The 15,582-nt window shown below is 62.8% G+C and carries 16 protein-coding genes; 7 read left to right on the top strand and 9 right to left on the bottom strand.

The window, feature by feature from the left end:
* Nucleotides 1-4: 4 nt before the first annotated feature.
* The 5 genes from AC0J5Z_RS13850 to AC0J5Z_RS13830 form a co-directional block, all read right to left on the bottom strand.
* The gene (locus AC0J5Z_RS13850; protein ID WP_475033110.1) at nucleotides 5-922 is read right to left on the bottom strand and encodes an ABC transporter permease; all 918 of its coding nucleotides are present in this window, start codon (nucleotides 920-922) and stop codon (nucleotides 5-7) included.
* Nucleotides 861-1,877: an ABC transporter ATP-binding protein gene (locus tag AC0J5Z_RS13845; protein WP_475033106.1), complete on the bottom strand. Its 1,017-nt coding sequence runs from the start codon at nucleotides 1,875-1,877 to the stop codon at nucleotides 861-863. The genes AC0J5Z_RS13850 and AC0J5Z_RS13845 overlap by 62 nt, the downstream gene beginning before the upstream one ends.
* Nucleotides 1,874-3,028: a LolA family protein gene (locus tag AC0J5Z_RS13840; RefSeq protein ID WP_475033102.1), complete on the bottom strand. Its 1,155-nt coding sequence runs from the start codon at nucleotides 3,026-3,028 to the stop codon at nucleotides 1,874-1,876. The genes AC0J5Z_RS13845 and AC0J5Z_RS13840 overlap by 4 nt, the downstream gene beginning before the upstream one ends.
* Before the next feature lie 89 nt (nucleotides 3,029-3,117).
* Nucleotides 3,118-4,056, bottom strand: a complete 939-nt coding sequence (locus AC0J5Z_RS13835; protein WP_475033099.1) for an N-acetylglucosamine kinase — start codon at nucleotides 4,054-4,056, stop codon at nucleotides 3,118-3,120.
* A complete protein-coding gene (locus AC0J5Z_RS13830; RefSeq protein ID WP_475033097.1) occupies nucleotides 4,023-4,205 on the bottom strand; it encodes a hypothetical protein in 183 nt (60 codons plus the stop codon). Before AC0J5Z_RS13830 ends, AC0J5Z_RS13835 begins: the two co-directional genes overlap by 34 nt.
* A 120-nt stretch (nucleotides 4,206-4,325) precedes the next feature.
* On the opposite strand from AC0J5Z_RS13830, the gene AC0J5Z_RS13825 reads away from it, so the two are divergent.
* On the top strand, nucleotides 4,326-5,063 hold the full coding sequence (locus tag AC0J5Z_RS13825; RefSeq protein ID WP_475033094.1) for a GntR family transcriptional regulator: 738 nt from the start codon (nucleotides 4,326-4,328) through the stop codon (nucleotides 5,061-5,063).
* Between the two features lie 57 nt (nucleotides 5,064-5,120).
* Here the strand turns inward: AC0J5Z_RS13825 and AC0J5Z_RS13820 are convergent, their stop codons facing one another.
* From AC0J5Z_RS13820 to kynA, 3 genes are read right to left on the bottom strand one after another with little or no spacing between them, the layout of a single operon-like run.
* Nucleotides 5,121-6,017, bottom strand: coding sequence for a PaaX family transcriptional regulator (locus AC0J5Z_RS13820; RefSeq protein ID WP_475033092.1), 897 nt, complete (start codon nucleotides 6,015-6,017; stop codon nucleotides 5,121-5,123).
* Nucleotides 6,018-6,024: 7 nt separating this feature from the next.
* On the bottom strand, nucleotides 6,025-7,263 hold the full coding sequence (gene kynU, locus AC0J5Z_RS13815; RefSeq protein ID WP_475033088.1) for a kynureninase: 1,239 nt from the start codon (nucleotides 7,261-7,263) through the stop codon (nucleotides 6,025-6,027).
* A gap of 46 nt (nucleotides 7,264-7,309) precedes the next feature.
* Nucleotides 7,310-8,179 carry a tryptophan 2,3-dioxygenase gene (kynA, locus tag AC0J5Z_RS13810; RefSeq protein WP_475033085.1) on the bottom strand — a complete coding sequence of 290 codons (870 nt, stop codon included), beginning with the start codon at nucleotides 8,177-8,179 and terminating at the stop codon, nucleotides 7,310-7,312.
* Between the two features lie 110 nt (nucleotides 8,180-8,289).
* Here kynA and AC0J5Z_RS13805 point away from each other — a divergent pair, with 110 nt between their 5' ends.
* The 5 genes from AC0J5Z_RS13805 to AC0J5Z_RS13785 all read left to right on the top strand — a co-directional run bounded on the left by AC0J5Z_RS13805 (nucleotide 8,290) and on the right by AC0J5Z_RS13785 (nucleotide 12,207).
* Nucleotides 8,290-8,808 carry an HAD domain-containing protein gene (locus AC0J5Z_RS13805; RefSeq protein ID WP_475033083.1) on the top strand — a complete coding sequence of 173 codons (519 nt, stop codon included), beginning with the start codon at nucleotides 8,290-8,292 and terminating at the stop codon, nucleotides 8,806-8,808.
* A gap of 181 nt (nucleotides 8,809-8,989) precedes the next feature.
* The gene (locus AC0J5Z_RS13800) at nucleotides 8,990-10,195 is read left to right on the top strand and encodes an inorganic phosphate transporter (protein WP_475033079.1); all 1,206 of its coding nucleotides are present in this window, start codon (nucleotides 8,990-8,992) and stop codon (nucleotides 10,193-10,195) included.
* Nucleotides 10,192-10,413, top strand: a complete 222-nt coding sequence (locus AC0J5Z_RS13795; RefSeq protein ID WP_091467309.1) for a hypothetical protein — start codon at nucleotides 10,192-10,194, stop codon at nucleotides 10,411-10,413. The genes AC0J5Z_RS13800 and AC0J5Z_RS13795 overlap by 4 nt, the downstream gene beginning before the upstream one ends.
* A gap of 96 nt (nucleotides 10,414-10,509) precedes the next feature.
* On the top strand, nucleotides 10,510-11,640 hold the full coding sequence (locus tag AC0J5Z_RS13790; RefSeq protein WP_475033077.1) for a hypothetical protein: 1,131 nt from the start codon (nucleotides 10,510-10,512) through the stop codon (nucleotides 11,638-11,640).
* A 27-nt stretch (nucleotides 11,641-11,667) separates the two neighbouring features.
* A complete protein-coding gene (locus AC0J5Z_RS13785; protein WP_475033074.1) occupies nucleotides 11,668-12,207 on the top strand; it encodes a dihydrofolate reductase family protein in 540 nt (179 codons plus the stop codon).
* A gap of 27 nt (nucleotides 12,208-12,234) precedes the next feature.
* Here the strand turns inward: AC0J5Z_RS13785 and AC0J5Z_RS13780 are convergent, their stop codons facing one another.
* Complete coding sequence (locus tag AC0J5Z_RS13780) at nucleotides 12,235-12,699, bottom strand: hotdog fold thioesterase (RefSeq protein WP_243836761.1); 465 nt, start codon at nucleotides 12,697-12,699, stop codon at nucleotides 12,235-12,237.
* Between the two features lie 160 nt (nucleotides 12,700-12,859).
* Between AC0J5Z_RS13780 and polA the strand changes: the two genes are divergently transcribed.
* Nucleotides 12,860-15,502, top strand: a complete 2,643-nt coding sequence (gene polA / locus AC0J5Z_RS13775) for a DNA polymerase I (RefSeq protein WP_475039699.1) — start codon at nucleotides 12,860-12,862, stop codon at nucleotides 15,500-15,502.
* Nucleotides 15,503-15,582 lie beyond the last annotated feature (80 nt).

The raw sequence follows: 15,582 nt of genomic DNA, 5'->3' as shown, positions 1-15,582 counted from the left end.
AAAGCTATGACAAGACGTCCTTGTTGGAGAATTTCGCGTAGGCCAGCGCGCCGCAGACGGCGATGTACCCGGCTTGCAGGATGGCATTTTCACCGAATGACGTCCACGAGATCGGCTGCCGCAGCAGATCCGCGAATCCCAGCCAGTGGTGGCTGAACAACCATGGATGCAGCCACTCAAGTTGGGGGAGGTTATCGAGAACCTGCGACACCACAGATAGCACGATGGTGGCTGCCATGGCCCCCACCGGCACGTCAGTGAACGTGGAGATCAGAAGACCGATTGCGGACAGGCCGAGCAAAGACACTGTGATGTAAGCAGCGATCAGCAGGGATCTCAAGGCAGACTCACCCACGCTGATGGTGTCGCCGGACAGCAGGGTCACCGGACCCACAGGAAAGAGTACGACGCCGGCCAAGGCCCCTGACACAGCCACTGTGGCGGTCGCGGCGAAACAGAAAGCGACGGCCCCGGCATACTTCACCAGCAGTAGGCGTATGCGCCCTGCTGGAGCGAGGAGAAGGTACCGCAAGGTTCCCAGGCTGGCTTCCCCGGCGACGGTATCGCCGGCCACCACGCCGACAGTAAGAGGCAGGAACAAAGGAACACACACCACCAAGGCAGTGACCGCGACGAAGAGGCCATTCTGGGTGATGCGGTCCAGGAACAACGGCCCCCGGCCGGGCGTGGTGGGCCGGGATGACAATTTGACGGCCACGGCTATCAGGATGGGCACGGCAGCGAGGGCGATCAGCATTGCCCACGTGCGGAGCCGACGGAACAGCACGGACAACTCCGAGCCCAGGAGCGCCCATCCGATACCAGGACGCAGTGCAGCGTCCCGGGAAAGTCCAGCAGCCTCAGCCGACAACGTCGAACCCCTCCCCGGTAAGGGACACGAACCGCTCTTCCAAGCTCGCATTCTCCACCGTGAAGCCTCGGACCCGGACGCCGTCAGCAACCAACGCGGCCACGATCGCCTCAGGTTCACGTCCATTGATGCCAGTGCCCACCACCGCCGTTGTTCCCCACGGGCTACCGGTACCCGGCGCTTCGCCGGGAACCAGGCCTAAGCGCGTCAAGACGCTGGCCGCACGTTCGACGTCGGGCGTTTGCACCACAACGTGGGCCTGCCCGGCTGACCGAAGCTCCTCCAGCGGGCCCTGGGCCACCAGGCGGCCGGCGCTCATTACGCCCACGTGGGTGCACATCTGTTCCACCTCGGCGAGTAAGTGGCTGGAGACGAACACGGTGGTCCCACCTGCGGTGAGGGAGCGAACCAGGCTGCGGACTTCGCGGGTGCCCTGGGGGTCCAGGCCATTGGTTGGTTCGTCGAGGACCAGCAGCTGCCGGGGCCTGAGCAGCGCGTTGGCCAGGCCCAGGCGCTGTTTCATGCCCAATGAGTAAGCGCGGACCTTTTTTCCGGCCGCGTGGCCAAGTCCCACCCGTTCCAGGGCGTCGTGGACGCGTTGCCGCCTGGTTGACGACGAGGCATGGCGATCGGCGGCATCCAAGCGCACAAGGTTTCCCGTCCCCGAGAGGAAGGGGTAGAAGCCAGGACCTTCAACCAAGGCACCGACGTCAGGCAGCACAGAAGCCAAAGACTGTGGCATCTCCCGCCCAAGAACGCGGATGTCCCCACTGTTCGCTGTAGCCAAGCCCAGCAGCACCCGGATGGTGGTGGTCTTCCCCGATCCATTCGGTCCCAGGAAGCCGAACACCGAGCCCCGTGGTACCGCGAGGTCGATGCCGTCGACGGCGGACCGGTGACCGAAGCGCTTGACCAGTCCGTGCGTTTCTATGGCGAGATCGGACGAGCGGACAGGCGTCGGACCATCAGTTGCACCAACAGACGCGGCTGTCCCGGGTTCGTTCACTGGGCGGCAGCTGTTGACTGAAGCCGTTCCAAAGGCACCATTCCCGCATAGACGCGGCCGTCGTCGAGAACCAGAACGCTCAGCAGCGACGTCGTCAAAGCCCGTCCGCCGTCAACAGGCTGCAGGGCCTGCGATAGCTGGGGATTGGAAGTGAACTCAGCTGGGGCAGAACCAGCGGGCAAGGCGACCACGGAGTCCCACGCCTCACCAGAGACAGTCGCACCGTGACCAGAGGAAGCATGGCCCGGGGTGACAAAGCCCTCCGCGGCGGGTGCATCCGGTGCCGGAACAGCAGGATCGGGTACCGGCGCAGACGGCAGCGCCATGGTAGGTGCGGGCTTCGCCGGCAGGACCTTCTCAGTGACTGAGGCTCCCGGCGGCGGGGTGAAGTCAAATAAAGCATCATCCGGCTTGGAGAGGTCCAACTGCGTGTACGCAAGTGAATACGCGGGCTCAGCCTGCCCCTTGGCCCGCACCTCGACGCCCAGCGGCAGACCGGTTTCGGAGTCGACGTCGATGGTCACCGAATCAACCAGGGTTTCATCGCTGCGGGGGGTAAGGACCAACGAGTAAGCGCTGCGGCCCGCCACCGATGAAGCCTCAGCAACGGTCACCTCTGTGCTGGCATCAATGGCTCCAAGGAAACGGCTGGCCATGGCCTCCGGAGTCGGCATGTCCAGTCGCTCCGGCTTAGCGGGAAGGGACCCCTTCAGTTCCGCCACGGACGGAACCGGCACGGTCAGATGCGTGGCGCTGTTATCCCTTGAGTTGTAGAACCAAGCGTCCCGGCCATTGATGACAACGTCACGTTCGGCCATCTGGTCCAGGATTTGCAACCGCGCCCTCAGGGGGCCATCTATATAGACCCTGGCCGTGTGGGAGCCAGTCAGGAACTCCAGGGCAGAGGCAGCGCCCGGGGCGATGCCCGGACCTGATGCAGGGACTTCCGGCAGCCCCAGCTCGGCGGTCTGCTCCACAGTGCCGGACAAAGCCCGCACCTCGGTGCGCGCGATCATGGCCAGGATTTCTTCAGCGGTCTTGGGTGGAAGGGAAACGGTGGCGCCAGCCTGGACTGAGCCGAACAGGACTGCCATCGCCAAGGCAAGGGGAATGAAGAGAGCTGGCAGCCACCGCTGCCTGGCCCGCGCCACTGCTACCAACCACCGCTCGTGAGAGGCATAAATCCAGACTACTCCGGTTGGCTGCAGCGATCACCTGCCCGGATCACTCCTGAATCAGCTCACTCCTGGATCAGCTCACGGGCCAATTCCACCGCACCATGGACCGGAGGCTGCGCCAGGATCCGGATTGCGGACGGATCTTCCAGGGAAACCTTGCGAGCCACGGCCCCGGCCAGCTGGCTCTGATTCACCAACAGGGCACCGGCCATGACCAACGGCAGGTCCAAACCCAGCTCGCCCATGACCTGCCGGGCAAGCGCAGCCAGCGAATGCGCGGCCTCTGCCTGGATACGCAACGCTGCGGGATCGCCCTCCGCTGCCAAGTCCAAGACAAGCGGGGCCAAACCGGCCCAATGGTCAGGTTCGGGTTTTGCGTAGAAGGAATCCATGAGCTGCAAAGCGTCCGCGCTCGCAGTCGCTGCCATGAGTGCTCTGACGAGGGTGCCGGGTTCCAGCCCGGCGTAGTACTCGCGCAGCGCCTCGCGGACGGCATCGCGCACCACCGAGTAGCCGCCGCCCTCGTCGCCCAGCAGGTACCCGTAGCCTCCGCTGCGGGCTTCGCGGCCGTCACGGTTCCGGCCCCACGCCACCGAGCCGGTGCCCGCAACGACGACAGCTCCGACGTCGAGACCGGCTGCCGCCAACACAATGCGGGTGTCATGCACGACGTCGATCCTGGCGCCGGGGAAATGTTCCGTGAGCAGGGCGGACAGGACTGCCCGGCTTGCCGGGGTGTCCGCTCCGGCGGCTCCGGCACACACAGCCTCGATTCCGCCGCCCACGCTTGCCGCGATCCGACGCAGCACGGCGTCGGCGCCTTGGTGCCCAACGGAGGACAGGTTGGCGCTGGCTTCGGTGATTTCGACGCCGGAGCCACCCTGGGACTCAACGTCGCCCTGCGCTGCATCGGAGCGGACGGCGTGCGTCTTGGAGCCGCCGATGTGAAGGCCCAGAACAGCGGGCGTCACAGGATTTCCGCCGGCACGGTGGTCTCCCACTGCTGTATTTCCTCCAACTGATGTCCCTTCGTTTCGGGTGCGGACTCTCGGACAAACATAAACCTGAGGATAGCCAGTACGCCGAACACTGCGAAGGCACCCACTTCGTGGAGTTGCTGGGTTCGCCGTAGGTCGTGCAGGATCGACATCTTTGTCCTTGGTTCCATGGAAAAGTTATGGTCTTCGGGAGCCTTCCCGATATTGGTTTAGAGCAAGCCTTTCAACATTGGCATAGACCAATGGCGTTGTCTAGAAGTAGGATCTCCAATATGTCGAGCGACGTCGCGCATGCAACCCCCAAGTACTACGTCCTGAAGACCGAGGTAATCGGGCTGATAGCAGGTCTCCAACCGGGCACGCTCATTCCCACCGAGCGTGCCCTTGCCGAACAGTACGCGACATCCCGGACCACGGTCAGGCAGGCCATTAGCGAGCTCGTCGCGGAGGGCAAGCTGGGCCGCATCCAAGGCCACGGCACGTTTGTGGCGCCACCTAAGGTGACGCACGTCCGGCAGCTGACCTCCTTTTCGGATGACGCCCGGTCCCAGGGGCTGCGACCGGACTCAGCGCTGATTGCCCTCAACGTCGTTCGTTCTGATGCGGAGGTAGCCGCCCATCTGGGGCTTGACCAAGGTGCGCCCGTCACCCGGCTCGAGCGCATCCGATTGATTGAGGGGGAGCCGTTGGCGCATGAGGTCGCCTGGCTTCCCGGTAAGCTGCCGCGGTTCAAGTCCAACCTGGCCAAGGCAGGGTCGCTTTATGCCGTTCTGGCCGAGGTCTACGGGGTCCGGATAGCCGACGTTGAGGACACGGTGGAGACAGGACTCGCCGGTCCGGCGGACGTCAGGCTGCTTGGAATCGAAATGGGAGCACCATTGCTGGTGGTCCACCGATTGGCCCGGAATGCGGCCGGCGCACCGGTGGAATGGACCCGCAGCGCATTTCGCGGCGACAGGTTCCGGTTCGTGTCGCGCGTGAAGTCCGGGAGCCAAGGTGGCCAACAATGAGTGTCGTCACGTTGGCCCGGCGTTCGGGAATCCCTGTGACAACAGCCTACCTGGGACTCAGGAAACCGGAGTTCGACGAAATCCGGCCCCAACAGCTTCCCGCAATGTGTTGCGGACGAACTCACCGCTCGGTTCCGCATAGACATCAACTATCCGGCTGAACAACGCAGTACCCTCGGCCCCAGGCCAGTCGTGAGGCAGGAATGCCGACGGCAAGCCGGGGTCGAGGTACGGGATGATCCGCCAGCGGTCGATGCACCGGACATATGCGGCAAAGGCCTCAGGAGAAGGCCCCACCGTTTGACCGGCACGTACGGGATCATCAGCCGCGCTTCCACCGACAAAACCGTGCTCACGGATAAAGTCCCTGTGCAGTTCGGCCACCGCGTCCAGGTCCCACCACGTGGACGCAGCATCCTGAAGGCTGCCACCCACTAGCGGAGTTTCCGTGACGAAGATAGTGGACATGGCCCGCAGCTCAAGATCGGCAAGGATTTCCTCCACCTCCACACGCAGCGAATCAGGGCAAATCCACAGGCCGGCTGCCACCGTACCGCAACCGATCCAATGGAGCCTCCGCCGTAGCTGGTGCCGTTTCTCGCGCTCCGTCTCAGGGATGGAGAAGGAGATGAGGCACCAAGGATCCGAAGCTGACATGCTCCGCGGGTTGAAGATCCGGCGGTCGCCGCGGGCCAACATCGTTGCAGCGCCCTCGGTGAGCGTGAACCCGGGGACGCCATGACGGGTCTCCTGCAACACCACATCCTTCTTGCGGAGCCGGCCCAGGGCCGTCCGGGACACTGTTCCGGACGTGCCCAAGGCTTCCATGAGAGTCACTATGTCCTTGGCGGACATCCACCCCCCGGCATCACGCAGATACAGGCCGATGACGGTGCGCAGCAGCGACGTTGTACTCCCGGGACGGGAGTCCATGTCGTCAAGGACGGCACTCATTTCCGGCTCACAGAAGTTCCGAGAGGGCGTCGCGGATGGCTGCGACTCCCAGCTCAACCTCGGCGTAGCTTGTGCTCAACGGGGACAGGCCAATGCGCAGGCCGTGCGGGGGACGAAAATCGGGGATGACTCCCTTTTCCCACAGCTTGGCCGTGACATCGGCGAAGAGCGGGTGGTCCACCGTAATGTGCGAGCCACGCTCAGCAGGATCCCGGGGGCTCACGATTTCCGCACCGAGCGGCACCAGGAGCTCCTCGGAGAGCTCGACGGCGTACTCGGTGAGCTTGATCGACTTCTCCCGCACGGCTTCCATTCCAACCGATGCAATCAGGTCCACCATGTCCTTGAGGGGCTGCATGGCCAGGACCGGGGGAGTTCCCGTGATGAACCTGCGAATGCCCTTGGCCGGATGGTACGAGTCCGTCATCCCAAAGGGATTGTCAGCGCCCATCCAACCCCAGATGGGCTGCTGCAAGCTGTCCTGACGCGATGCGTTGACGTAGGCGAATGCGGGGGAGCCTGGCCCGCCGTTGAGGTACTTGTAGGTGCAGCCGACGGCAAGGTCCACACCCCACTCGTCAAGTTCCAAGGGCACGGAGCCAACGGAATGGCAGAGGTCCCAGAGCATCAACGCACCCGCTTGGTGCACCTTGGCCGTGATCCCGTGGGCGTCGGCAAGGAACCCGGAGCGGTAGGCCACATGGCTGAGGACCACGACGGCGGTCCGCTCACCCAGCATTCCGTCCAGGTCCTCCGCGCGCACACCGCTGGCAGGGTTGGCAGCGATCCACTTAATGCTCGCTCCGCGCTCCTTGGCGATGCCCTCAATGATGAACCGGTCCGTAGGGAAGTTGTCGCGGTCGATGATGATCTCGTCGCGTCCCGGCTGGGCATCGACTGCTGCACGGATCATTTTATAGAGCATCACCGACGTGGAGTCACCCACCGTGGTCTGTCCCGGAGCAGCCCCCAGCACCACTTCGCCGATGCGGTCGCCCACTGCAGTGGGCTCGTCCATCCATTGCTCGTCCCAACCGCGGATGAGGCGGCTGCCCCAGGCGTCGTGGACGAATGAAGCGAGGTTCCCCGAGGTGACCTTCAGCGGGCGTCCGAGTGAGTTGCCGTCCAGATAAGAGACGAGCTGATCGGCGTCGGGCGTGTAGAAGGCGTCACGCTGGGCGGCGAGTGGATCAGCGGCGTCCAATTCGGCCGACGTCGGCTTGTGGGTCTGCTGTGCTGTGGTCATGGTTGCTCCTGCGGAACTATTGGGCGGCAGTGGCCGGGTGGTTTGGTTAGTTGCCGATCTCGGTGCGTACGGCGTAGAGCTCGGGGAAGAACGTGAGGTCCAAGGCGCGCTTAAGGAAGTCCACGCCCGACGAGCCGCCGGTGCCTACCTTGAAGCCGATGGTGCGTTGGACTGTCCGGAGGTGCCGGAACCGCCAAGCCTGGAAGTTGTCCTCAATGTCCACCAGGTCCTCGCAGGCCTCGTAAAGACCCCAGGGAGTGTCGTCCGATTCGTAGATCTTCTGGAAAATGGGGACGAGGTCTTTGCGGAGCGTCCACGGTTCGCTCTTGTCCCGGTCAAGGATGTCAGCAGGGATGTCATAACCGGCCCGTGCAAGGACCGCCAGGAAGGCGTCGTACAGCGTGGGCTCTTCCAAGAGCGTGCTGAGCAATGCGTGGGCATCGGGTTCGCTTTCGAAGACGCGCAGCATCCCGCGGTTTTTATTCCCCAACAGGAACTCAACACCGCGGTACTGATACGACTGGAAGCCGGACGAGCTTCCCAGGAAACCGCGGAACTGGGCGTACTCGCGGGGTGTGAGCGTTCCAAGTACCGACCATTGCTCAGTCATGGTTCGCTGGATGGCCTTGACCCGGGCGATGCACTTGAGCGCCTTGCCAAGGTTGTCTGCGTCGAAAAGCCTCCGGGCTTCCAGCAATTCATGAAGGACCAGCTTCAGCCAGAGCTCGCTGGTCTGGTGCTGGATGATGAACAGCAGTTCGTCGTGGTGTTCCGGTTCACTGAGGGGGTGCTGGGAACTGAGCAGGCGGTCAAGGTCCAGATATCCGCCGTAAGACATCGCATGCCGGAAATCGGTGCGAACACTGTCCTCGATATCTCGGACGCTTTGGGCGGAATGGACTGTGGGCTTTTCCATGGATTGAGATTATCACTTCCATGACGAACGTCAAGAGATTGATTTGTCCCGCTTTCCCGCGTTGCCGTCACGTAGGTTGAACCTCAACAGTCGGGGAAGGGGGAGCTGCCATGGACTCCAGCCGAGGCTCCGACGCGCCCGTGTCTATATACCTGGATGTCGATGGTGTTGTGAACCCCTTCAGTCCCATGGGAACCACTGACTGGGGCGGCGAATGGGCCATCGCCGATGCCGGAATCCTCGATGTCGCTTTCGCGCCCGAAGTGGTCGCTGAACTTAATGACCTGGCCGACCATCCCGATGCGCGATTTGTGTGGCTGACCACCTGGGAACGCCTTGCGCCGGAGCTTCTGTGCCCTGCCATAGGCCTGAACGGACAGGACTGGCCCGTGCTGTCCAGCCAAGGTTGGGATGAGGGCCCCGAATGGTGGAAGCTGGTGGCCCTGCAAAAGGACCTGGCTGCAGTGGGCAGCGAGAGGATCGCCTGGCTCGACGACCAACTCAGCCAGGAGTCCGATGCCAGATCCTGGGCCGAATACCAGGACGATCGTGTGCTTTGCATCTCACCGGATCCCCGCAAGGGACTGTCCCGTCACGACCTCGCAGCTGTACGTGCGTATTTAGGCTGAACCGGAGGCACGGCACGTTTGTCCGCTCACCGTATGGCACGTAGGATTCTTAAGGTTTCAAGCCCGCCAGAGTGAATCCCGCAAGTCGAGTCAGTTGAACATTTGCTGAACTATGCTGTGGATGGCAGGTACGGGGAAGTGAAACTGCTGAACGTCGTCGACTCTGCAGATTGGGCAACAGGTGGATATCACCTTCATGGTCGCGCTGGTAATAGCGTTGGCCCTATTCTTTGACTTCACCAACGGGTTTCACGACACAGCCAATGCGATGGCTACGCCTATCGCAACGGGGGCGATCAAGCCCAAGACGGCCGTCGCCCTGGCCGCCGTGCTCAACCTCGTCGGCGCGTTCCTCTCCACGGAAGTGGCCAAGACCATTTCCGGCGGACTGATCCGGGAAGGCTCGGACGGAATCCACATCACGCCGGACATCATCTTTGCCGGCCTCATGGGAGCAGTTCTCTGGAACATGATCACCTGGCTCAAGGGCCTGCCCTCGAGTTCCTCGCACGCCCTCTTCGGCGGGCTCATCGGTGCAGCCGTGGTGGGCATCGGCCTCCATTCCATCAACTTCGAGACCGTGCTGCAGAAAGTGATCCTGCCCGCGATCTTTGCGCCGCTCATCGCAGGCCTCGTGGCGTACATCTGTACCCGCCTCGCATATGCCCTGACCTCGCGACATGATCCTGAGACCGGCGACAAACTCACGCAGAAACGTGGCGGCTTCCGCACTGGACAGATTTTTACTTCCAGCCTTGTGGCCCTTGCGCACGGAACCAATGATGCCCAAAAGACCATGGGCATCATCACCCTGGTCCTCATCGCAGGAGGCACCCAGGCTCCGGGCAGTGGTCCACAGTTCTGGGTTATCGCTGCCTGTGCTTTCGCCATCGCGATCGGCACCTACGCAGGCGGCTGGCGCATCATCCGCACCATGGGCTCGGGCCTCACCGAAGTAAAACCGGCCCAAGGTTTCTCCGCTGAAACCAGCACAGCGTCGGCAATCCTGGCCTCATCCCACTTGGGCTTCGCCCTCTCTACTACACAGGTCGCCTCAGGCTCTGTCATCGGCTCAGGCCTCGGCCGTAAGGGTACATCCGTCCGATGGGGCACCGCCGGCAAGATCGCCCTGGGATGGTTGTTCACCCTTCCGGCATCGGCCATCGTCGGCGCGTTGACGGCTCTCCTGGTGAGCATCGGCGTCGTTGGCGTCATTATTGCCGCGGTAGTAGGAACCGCCGCCGTCCTGTTCATGTTCGTTGTGTCCCGTAAGTCGCATGTCGGCCACCACAACGCCGTCGAGGTTGAGGAAGCCGGCCACGCGGTGCGGTTCCGCAAGAAGAAAAAGTCCCGAAAGACCACCCCCAGCGAGGATGTGCAGCGATGAAATGGTTGGAATTGCTGCAGGTGGGCGGGGTCACCCTCGTGGCCGCAGTGACTTTGGTGGTGCTCTATTCGTTGGGCGTACGCCTCACGGCCATCGCCGGTGACGCCCGGCAGAAGTCGCCCGCTTTGGTGCGCTCCCTGGCATTCGTTTGCTTTGGTTTCTGTGCACTGGCCGTTCTTTTCGGCATCTACTTGATCGTGCCTTACTTCGGGAAGTAAGTACCTTTCTAGCCGTCAGGTCCGTTCGGGAGAATAATCAGCAGTGTAGTTATGCACATAGCTGCGTTGTCTTAATCCGGCAGATGTGGGGCTGTGATGACGTGCCGATCCCGGGAGCATCTCATCGGACTGGCGCTGGTTCCGGTCTTGATGCTTGGACTTTCGGCGTGCCTTCCTCCTGAAAAAGGCGGTCTCCCGCCTGGCTCGACCTCCGCCTCACCACCCGCGACCACTCCGTCGCAGGCCAGCACGGCTCAAGCGGGCACGACACAAGCGGGTACGGCACAATCGACCCAGGCAGAGGGCGCCCCGTCATCGGACGCCTCCGCAGATGCCACCCCGTCAGGGAACAACTCTGCGGACGCCAGGACCGCAACACCCGAACCCACCGCCGTCGACCCCACTCACAGCACCACTACTCAACAGCAGGAAACCCCGGGCACCCAGGTGTCTTCGCAGAGTCCCACCGTCGTGAGTTGGGTGCCCACGGGGCCCATCGGTCCGAATGATCCAGCCCCGGGCCAGCGGTATCTCCTGCTCCAGCAATTCCAGTGCGATGCCTTGGCCCAAAGCGTGGCAGGCGCAGCGGACGCGGCCGTCTGGCTGGCGGGTGCCGCCGTCTGCCGTGCCCTTCAGACCGGAAGCCAAGAGGACTGGCAGCGGGCGAGCGCCGCCGTCGCCATCACCCCGCGGATCCCGCAACGGCAGTGCCTTGAATTCAGAGTTGCCGCCACGTCGGCATCTGTGGTGACGCAGTACCGCAGCAATCCCGGTGGCATCTTCAAAGCGGAGCCGTCGCCCGGAGAAGCCTGCCCCCGGCAATTGCTCGGGCTGACCGTGGTGGACGGGGACTTGCGGCCCGTCACCGGGTTGACCCGTGCCTCAGGTCCCAGGACAGGTGGCACGATTGTCCGCTTGGACGGTTACTACGTGCGGGTAGGAGAGGTCCTCTTCGACGGTGTCCCCATAGCCCCGGACGTCGTGGCCGGGGGAGGGGACTACCAGGCGTTGTACTTGCGAATGCCCCCGTCCGACGGCAGGGACGCCATCCGGATCTCCATCACGGACACGGCAGATGTCGCCGGAACGGTGACCTTCTTCTATGACGATTCCGCCGCTTCCGGCAACACCCCAAGTCCGCCGAATGACGCTGCAACGCCACCGGATTCCAAACGACCCGGTGAAGCACCCGCCGTTAAGCGGAACAAAAAGTCTGCCACTGACTAGTCCGGGGTCATGTCTTAGTCTGGGGCCATGTCGATTTTCCAGTACTACGTAGCTTCAACCATTGACGGCTTCATCGCTTCGCCGGACGACGACCTTGGCTGGCTCCTTCAGTTCGACCAGGTTGAGGGCGTTAACGAGAGCATCGAGTCCTTCATGGCGGGTGTCGGCTGTATCGCCATGGGCGGCGATACCTATCGCTGGCTCATGGAACACGAACCCGGTAAATGGCCGTATCCGGACACGCCCTGCTGGGTGTTCACCCATCACGAATACTCCGCTCCGGCCGGTTCGGATATCACTTTTGTCCGGGGTGACGTCCGGGAGTTCGCCCCGGACCTGCTCAAGGATGCCGGCGACAGGAACGTCTGGCTGGTGGGCGGAGGCGACCTCGTGGCCCAATTCGCCAATGCCGGCCTGCTTCACGAGATGATCGTCACCATCATTCCCGTGGTGCTGGGCGCAGGGAAGCGACTGTTGCCCCTCAACGGCCCGACGGCGCCACTTGAGTTGGTTTCGTCGAAGATCCTGGGTGGGGCCGCGGCCGAACTGCATTACCGGTTGACGTGACGCTTCAGGCTCAGTGACGGTTCCTGTTCAGTGACGGTTGTCCCGGATCATGTTGGTGATCCGGGCCGTCGAGAGCCTGCGCCCTTTGTCATCGGTGATGACGATCTCGTGGGTGGCCAAGGTCCCGCCAAGGTGGATGGCCGTGCAGGTGCCTGTCACTATGCCGCTGGCAACGGAACGGTGATGGGTTGCGCCCACCTCGATGCCCACCGCATGGCGACCCCTGCCGGCGTGGAGGGATGCGGCGAAAGAACCCAAAGTCTCAGCCAGGACAACATGCGCGCCGCCGTGGAGGATGCCAGCCACCTGGGTGTTTCCTTCCACCGGCATCGTGGCCACCGTGCGCTCGGCGCTCATTTCCGTGAACCGGATGCCCAGTTTCACCACGAGGGCGCCAACGCCATGCGCTGAAAGCCAATCGTGGAACTCTTCCGGGACACCTGCCTCATTGAGCTCGTCGACAAACCGGTTCGGCGTGAAATTGTCCATCATGCCAACTAGGCTGGCACCTGTGAGTGAAACAACCAAACCGGACCAGGTTCCAACGGCCCAAGCTGCTGCCATCGCTACAGCACCCACCCCCTCTTCCACAGCATCCACCAACGCCACGGGGGAGGGCCGGCCGAGGTTGCTGGTCCTGGACGGCCACTCCATGGCGTTCCGCGCGTTCTACGCCCTTCCTGCGGAGAACTTCTCCACGGCAAGGGGGCAATACACCAACGCCGTACATGGGTTCACGTCCATGCTGATCAACTTGATCAAGGACCAGAAACCCACCCACGTCGCTGTGGCATTCGACGTTTCTGACGACACCACATTCCGCAAGGCGGAGTACAGCGAATACAAGGGGGGCCGCAATGCCACGCCAGCGGAGTTTGCCGGCCAGATCGGCCTCATAGCCAAGGTCATGGAAGCCTGGGGCATCAGGACCATTGCCATGCCCGGATATGAAGCGGATGACGTCCTCGCCACTCTGGCGGCACAAGGTGACGCCGCAGGCTTCGAGGTCCTCCTCGTGTCAGGCGACAGGGACTCGTTCCAGCTGATTAATGACAACGTCTTTGTGCTGTACCCCAAGCAGGGTGTGAGTAATATCCCGAGGCTGGATGCCGCGGCCATCGAAGAGAAGTACTTCGTCAAACCCAGCCTGTACTCGGACCTCGCCGCCCTTGTGGGCGAATCCGCGGACAACCTTCCCGGCGTTCCGGGGGTCGGCCCCAAAACGGCTGCCAAATGGATCAATCTCTACGGCGGCCTCGAAGGCATCCTGGAGAACCTTGACGCCATCGGTGGCAAGGTTGGCGGGGCCCTCAAAGAGAACCTTGAGAACGTCAAGCGCAACCGCAGGCTCAACCAGTTGCTGACCGATCTCGAGTTGCCCATAAGTTTGGAGGACCTGCACGAGCCCCGTCCGGATCGCCAGGCGATTGAGGAGCTCTTTGAGGAGCTCGAATTCCGCACGCTCCGGACCCGTCTTTTCGATCTTTATGGTGACGACACTGCCGGCGCAGCGCCGGACACCATTGAAGCCCCTGAATTTTCCGTGCTCACGGATGCTGCAGGGCTCGAGGCCTTCTTCGCCGCCGGTTCCGGAGTGCGTTCTGCGCTGGCCGTGCAGCTGGTCCCCGGACGGATCGGTGATGATGCCAGCGCCCTTGCCGTTGTCAGGAACAACGGAGCAGCCTACATCGAACTGACAGGCCTTGATGCGACGGCTGAGTCTGTCCTGGCCCGGTGGCTCAAGGACCCCGAGGAAGCCAAGGTCCTGCACGAGTTCAAGTCGGCGCTCAAGTCTCTGCACAACCGTGGCCTCGGACTGGAAGGCGTAGTGGATGACACCTCCGTCTCGGGTTACCTGATCCAGCCGGACCGCCGCAGCTACGACCTCGCCGAGCTCGCGCAAGTTCATTTGAAGATCTCACTTGCGACGGCCGCAGCCCAGTCGGGTCAGCTGGAGCTCGACCTCTCCGGTGAAACTGACCAAGCTGCCGCAGCAGCGCTCGTCCAGCATGCCGCCGTCGTGCATGCCCTCAGCAAGCACTTCGAAAAGGAGCTTGCCGAGCGTAAGGCCGATGCGCTTCTTACAACGCTCGAACTTCCAGTGGCCCGCGTGCTGGCCCAGATGGAACTCACCGGCATTTTTGTGTCCACGGACCGCATGGATGAGCAGCTCGCAGACCTCACCAAGGTGATCGAGAACGCCCAGGAGCAGGCTTTCGCTGCGATTGGGCACGAGGTCAACCTCGGTTCGCCCAAGCAGCTCCAAACGGTGCTCTTCGACGAACTCGGCCTCCCCAAGACCAAGAAAATCAAGTCCGGCTACACCACGGATGCCGCGTCCTTGAAGGGTCTGCTGGAAAAGACCGGCCACGAATTCCTGGTTCAGCTCATGGCGCACCGCGAGTCCTCCAAGCTTGCCCAGATGGTGGAGACACTCAAGAAGTCCGTGGCGGATGATGCGCGCATCCACACCACCTACGCCCAGAACATCGCAGCCACGGGCCGCATCTCCTCCAACAACCCCAACCTCCAGAACATCCCGGTTCGCAGTGAAGAGGGCCGGCGTGTCCGGGGAATCTTCGTGGTCAGTGAAGGCTATGAGTGCCTGCTGTCCGCCGACTACTCGCAGATCGAAATGCGCATCATGGCACACCTGTCAGGCGACGAAGCGCTGATCCAGGCCTACCGTGACGGTGAGGACCTGCACCGCTTTGTTGGATCCCGGATCTTCAACGTTGCGCCGGCCGAAGTCACCAGCGCCATGCGTTCCAAGGTGAAGGCGATGTCCTATGGCCTGGCATACGGCCTGACGTCCTTCGGACTGTCCAAGCAGCTTGAGATCTCCGTGGATGAAGCACGGACGCTCATGAAGGACTACTTCGACCGCTTCGGCGGGGTGCGCGACTACCTGCGTGGGGTAGTGGACCAGGCCAGGACGGACGGCTACACGGCCACCATCGAGGGCCGACGCCGCTACCTGCCGGACCTGACCAGCACCAACCGGCAGGCTCGCGAGGCAGCCGAGCGCATCGCACTGAACTCGCCCATCCAGGGTTCAGCAGCAGACCTCATCAAGCGCGCCATGCTGGGCGTATCGGCAGAGCTCGCCAGCCAAGGCCTAAAGTCGCGCATGCTGCTGCAGGTGCACGACGAACTTGTGCTCGAGGTTGCGCCAGGAGAGCGCGAAGTCGTGGAGAAACTGGTGATTGAACAGATGGGATCGGCCGCTGAGTTGTCAGTCCCGCTCGATGTCCAGATTGGCGTCGGTTCCAGTTGGTACGAGGCCGGACACTAGTCCAGGCAGACATTCAAAGGATCGCTGGAGGGCGCGCCGCCGAGATGGTGGCGCGCCCTCGGGCGTCTGGCTAGGCTCGA

The organism is Paenarthrobacter sp. TRD_SC_7 (assembly GCF_056156245.1).
Note: the sequence above shows the minus strand (reverse complement) of the source record. Positions and strands in the feature narration are given on the sequence as shown.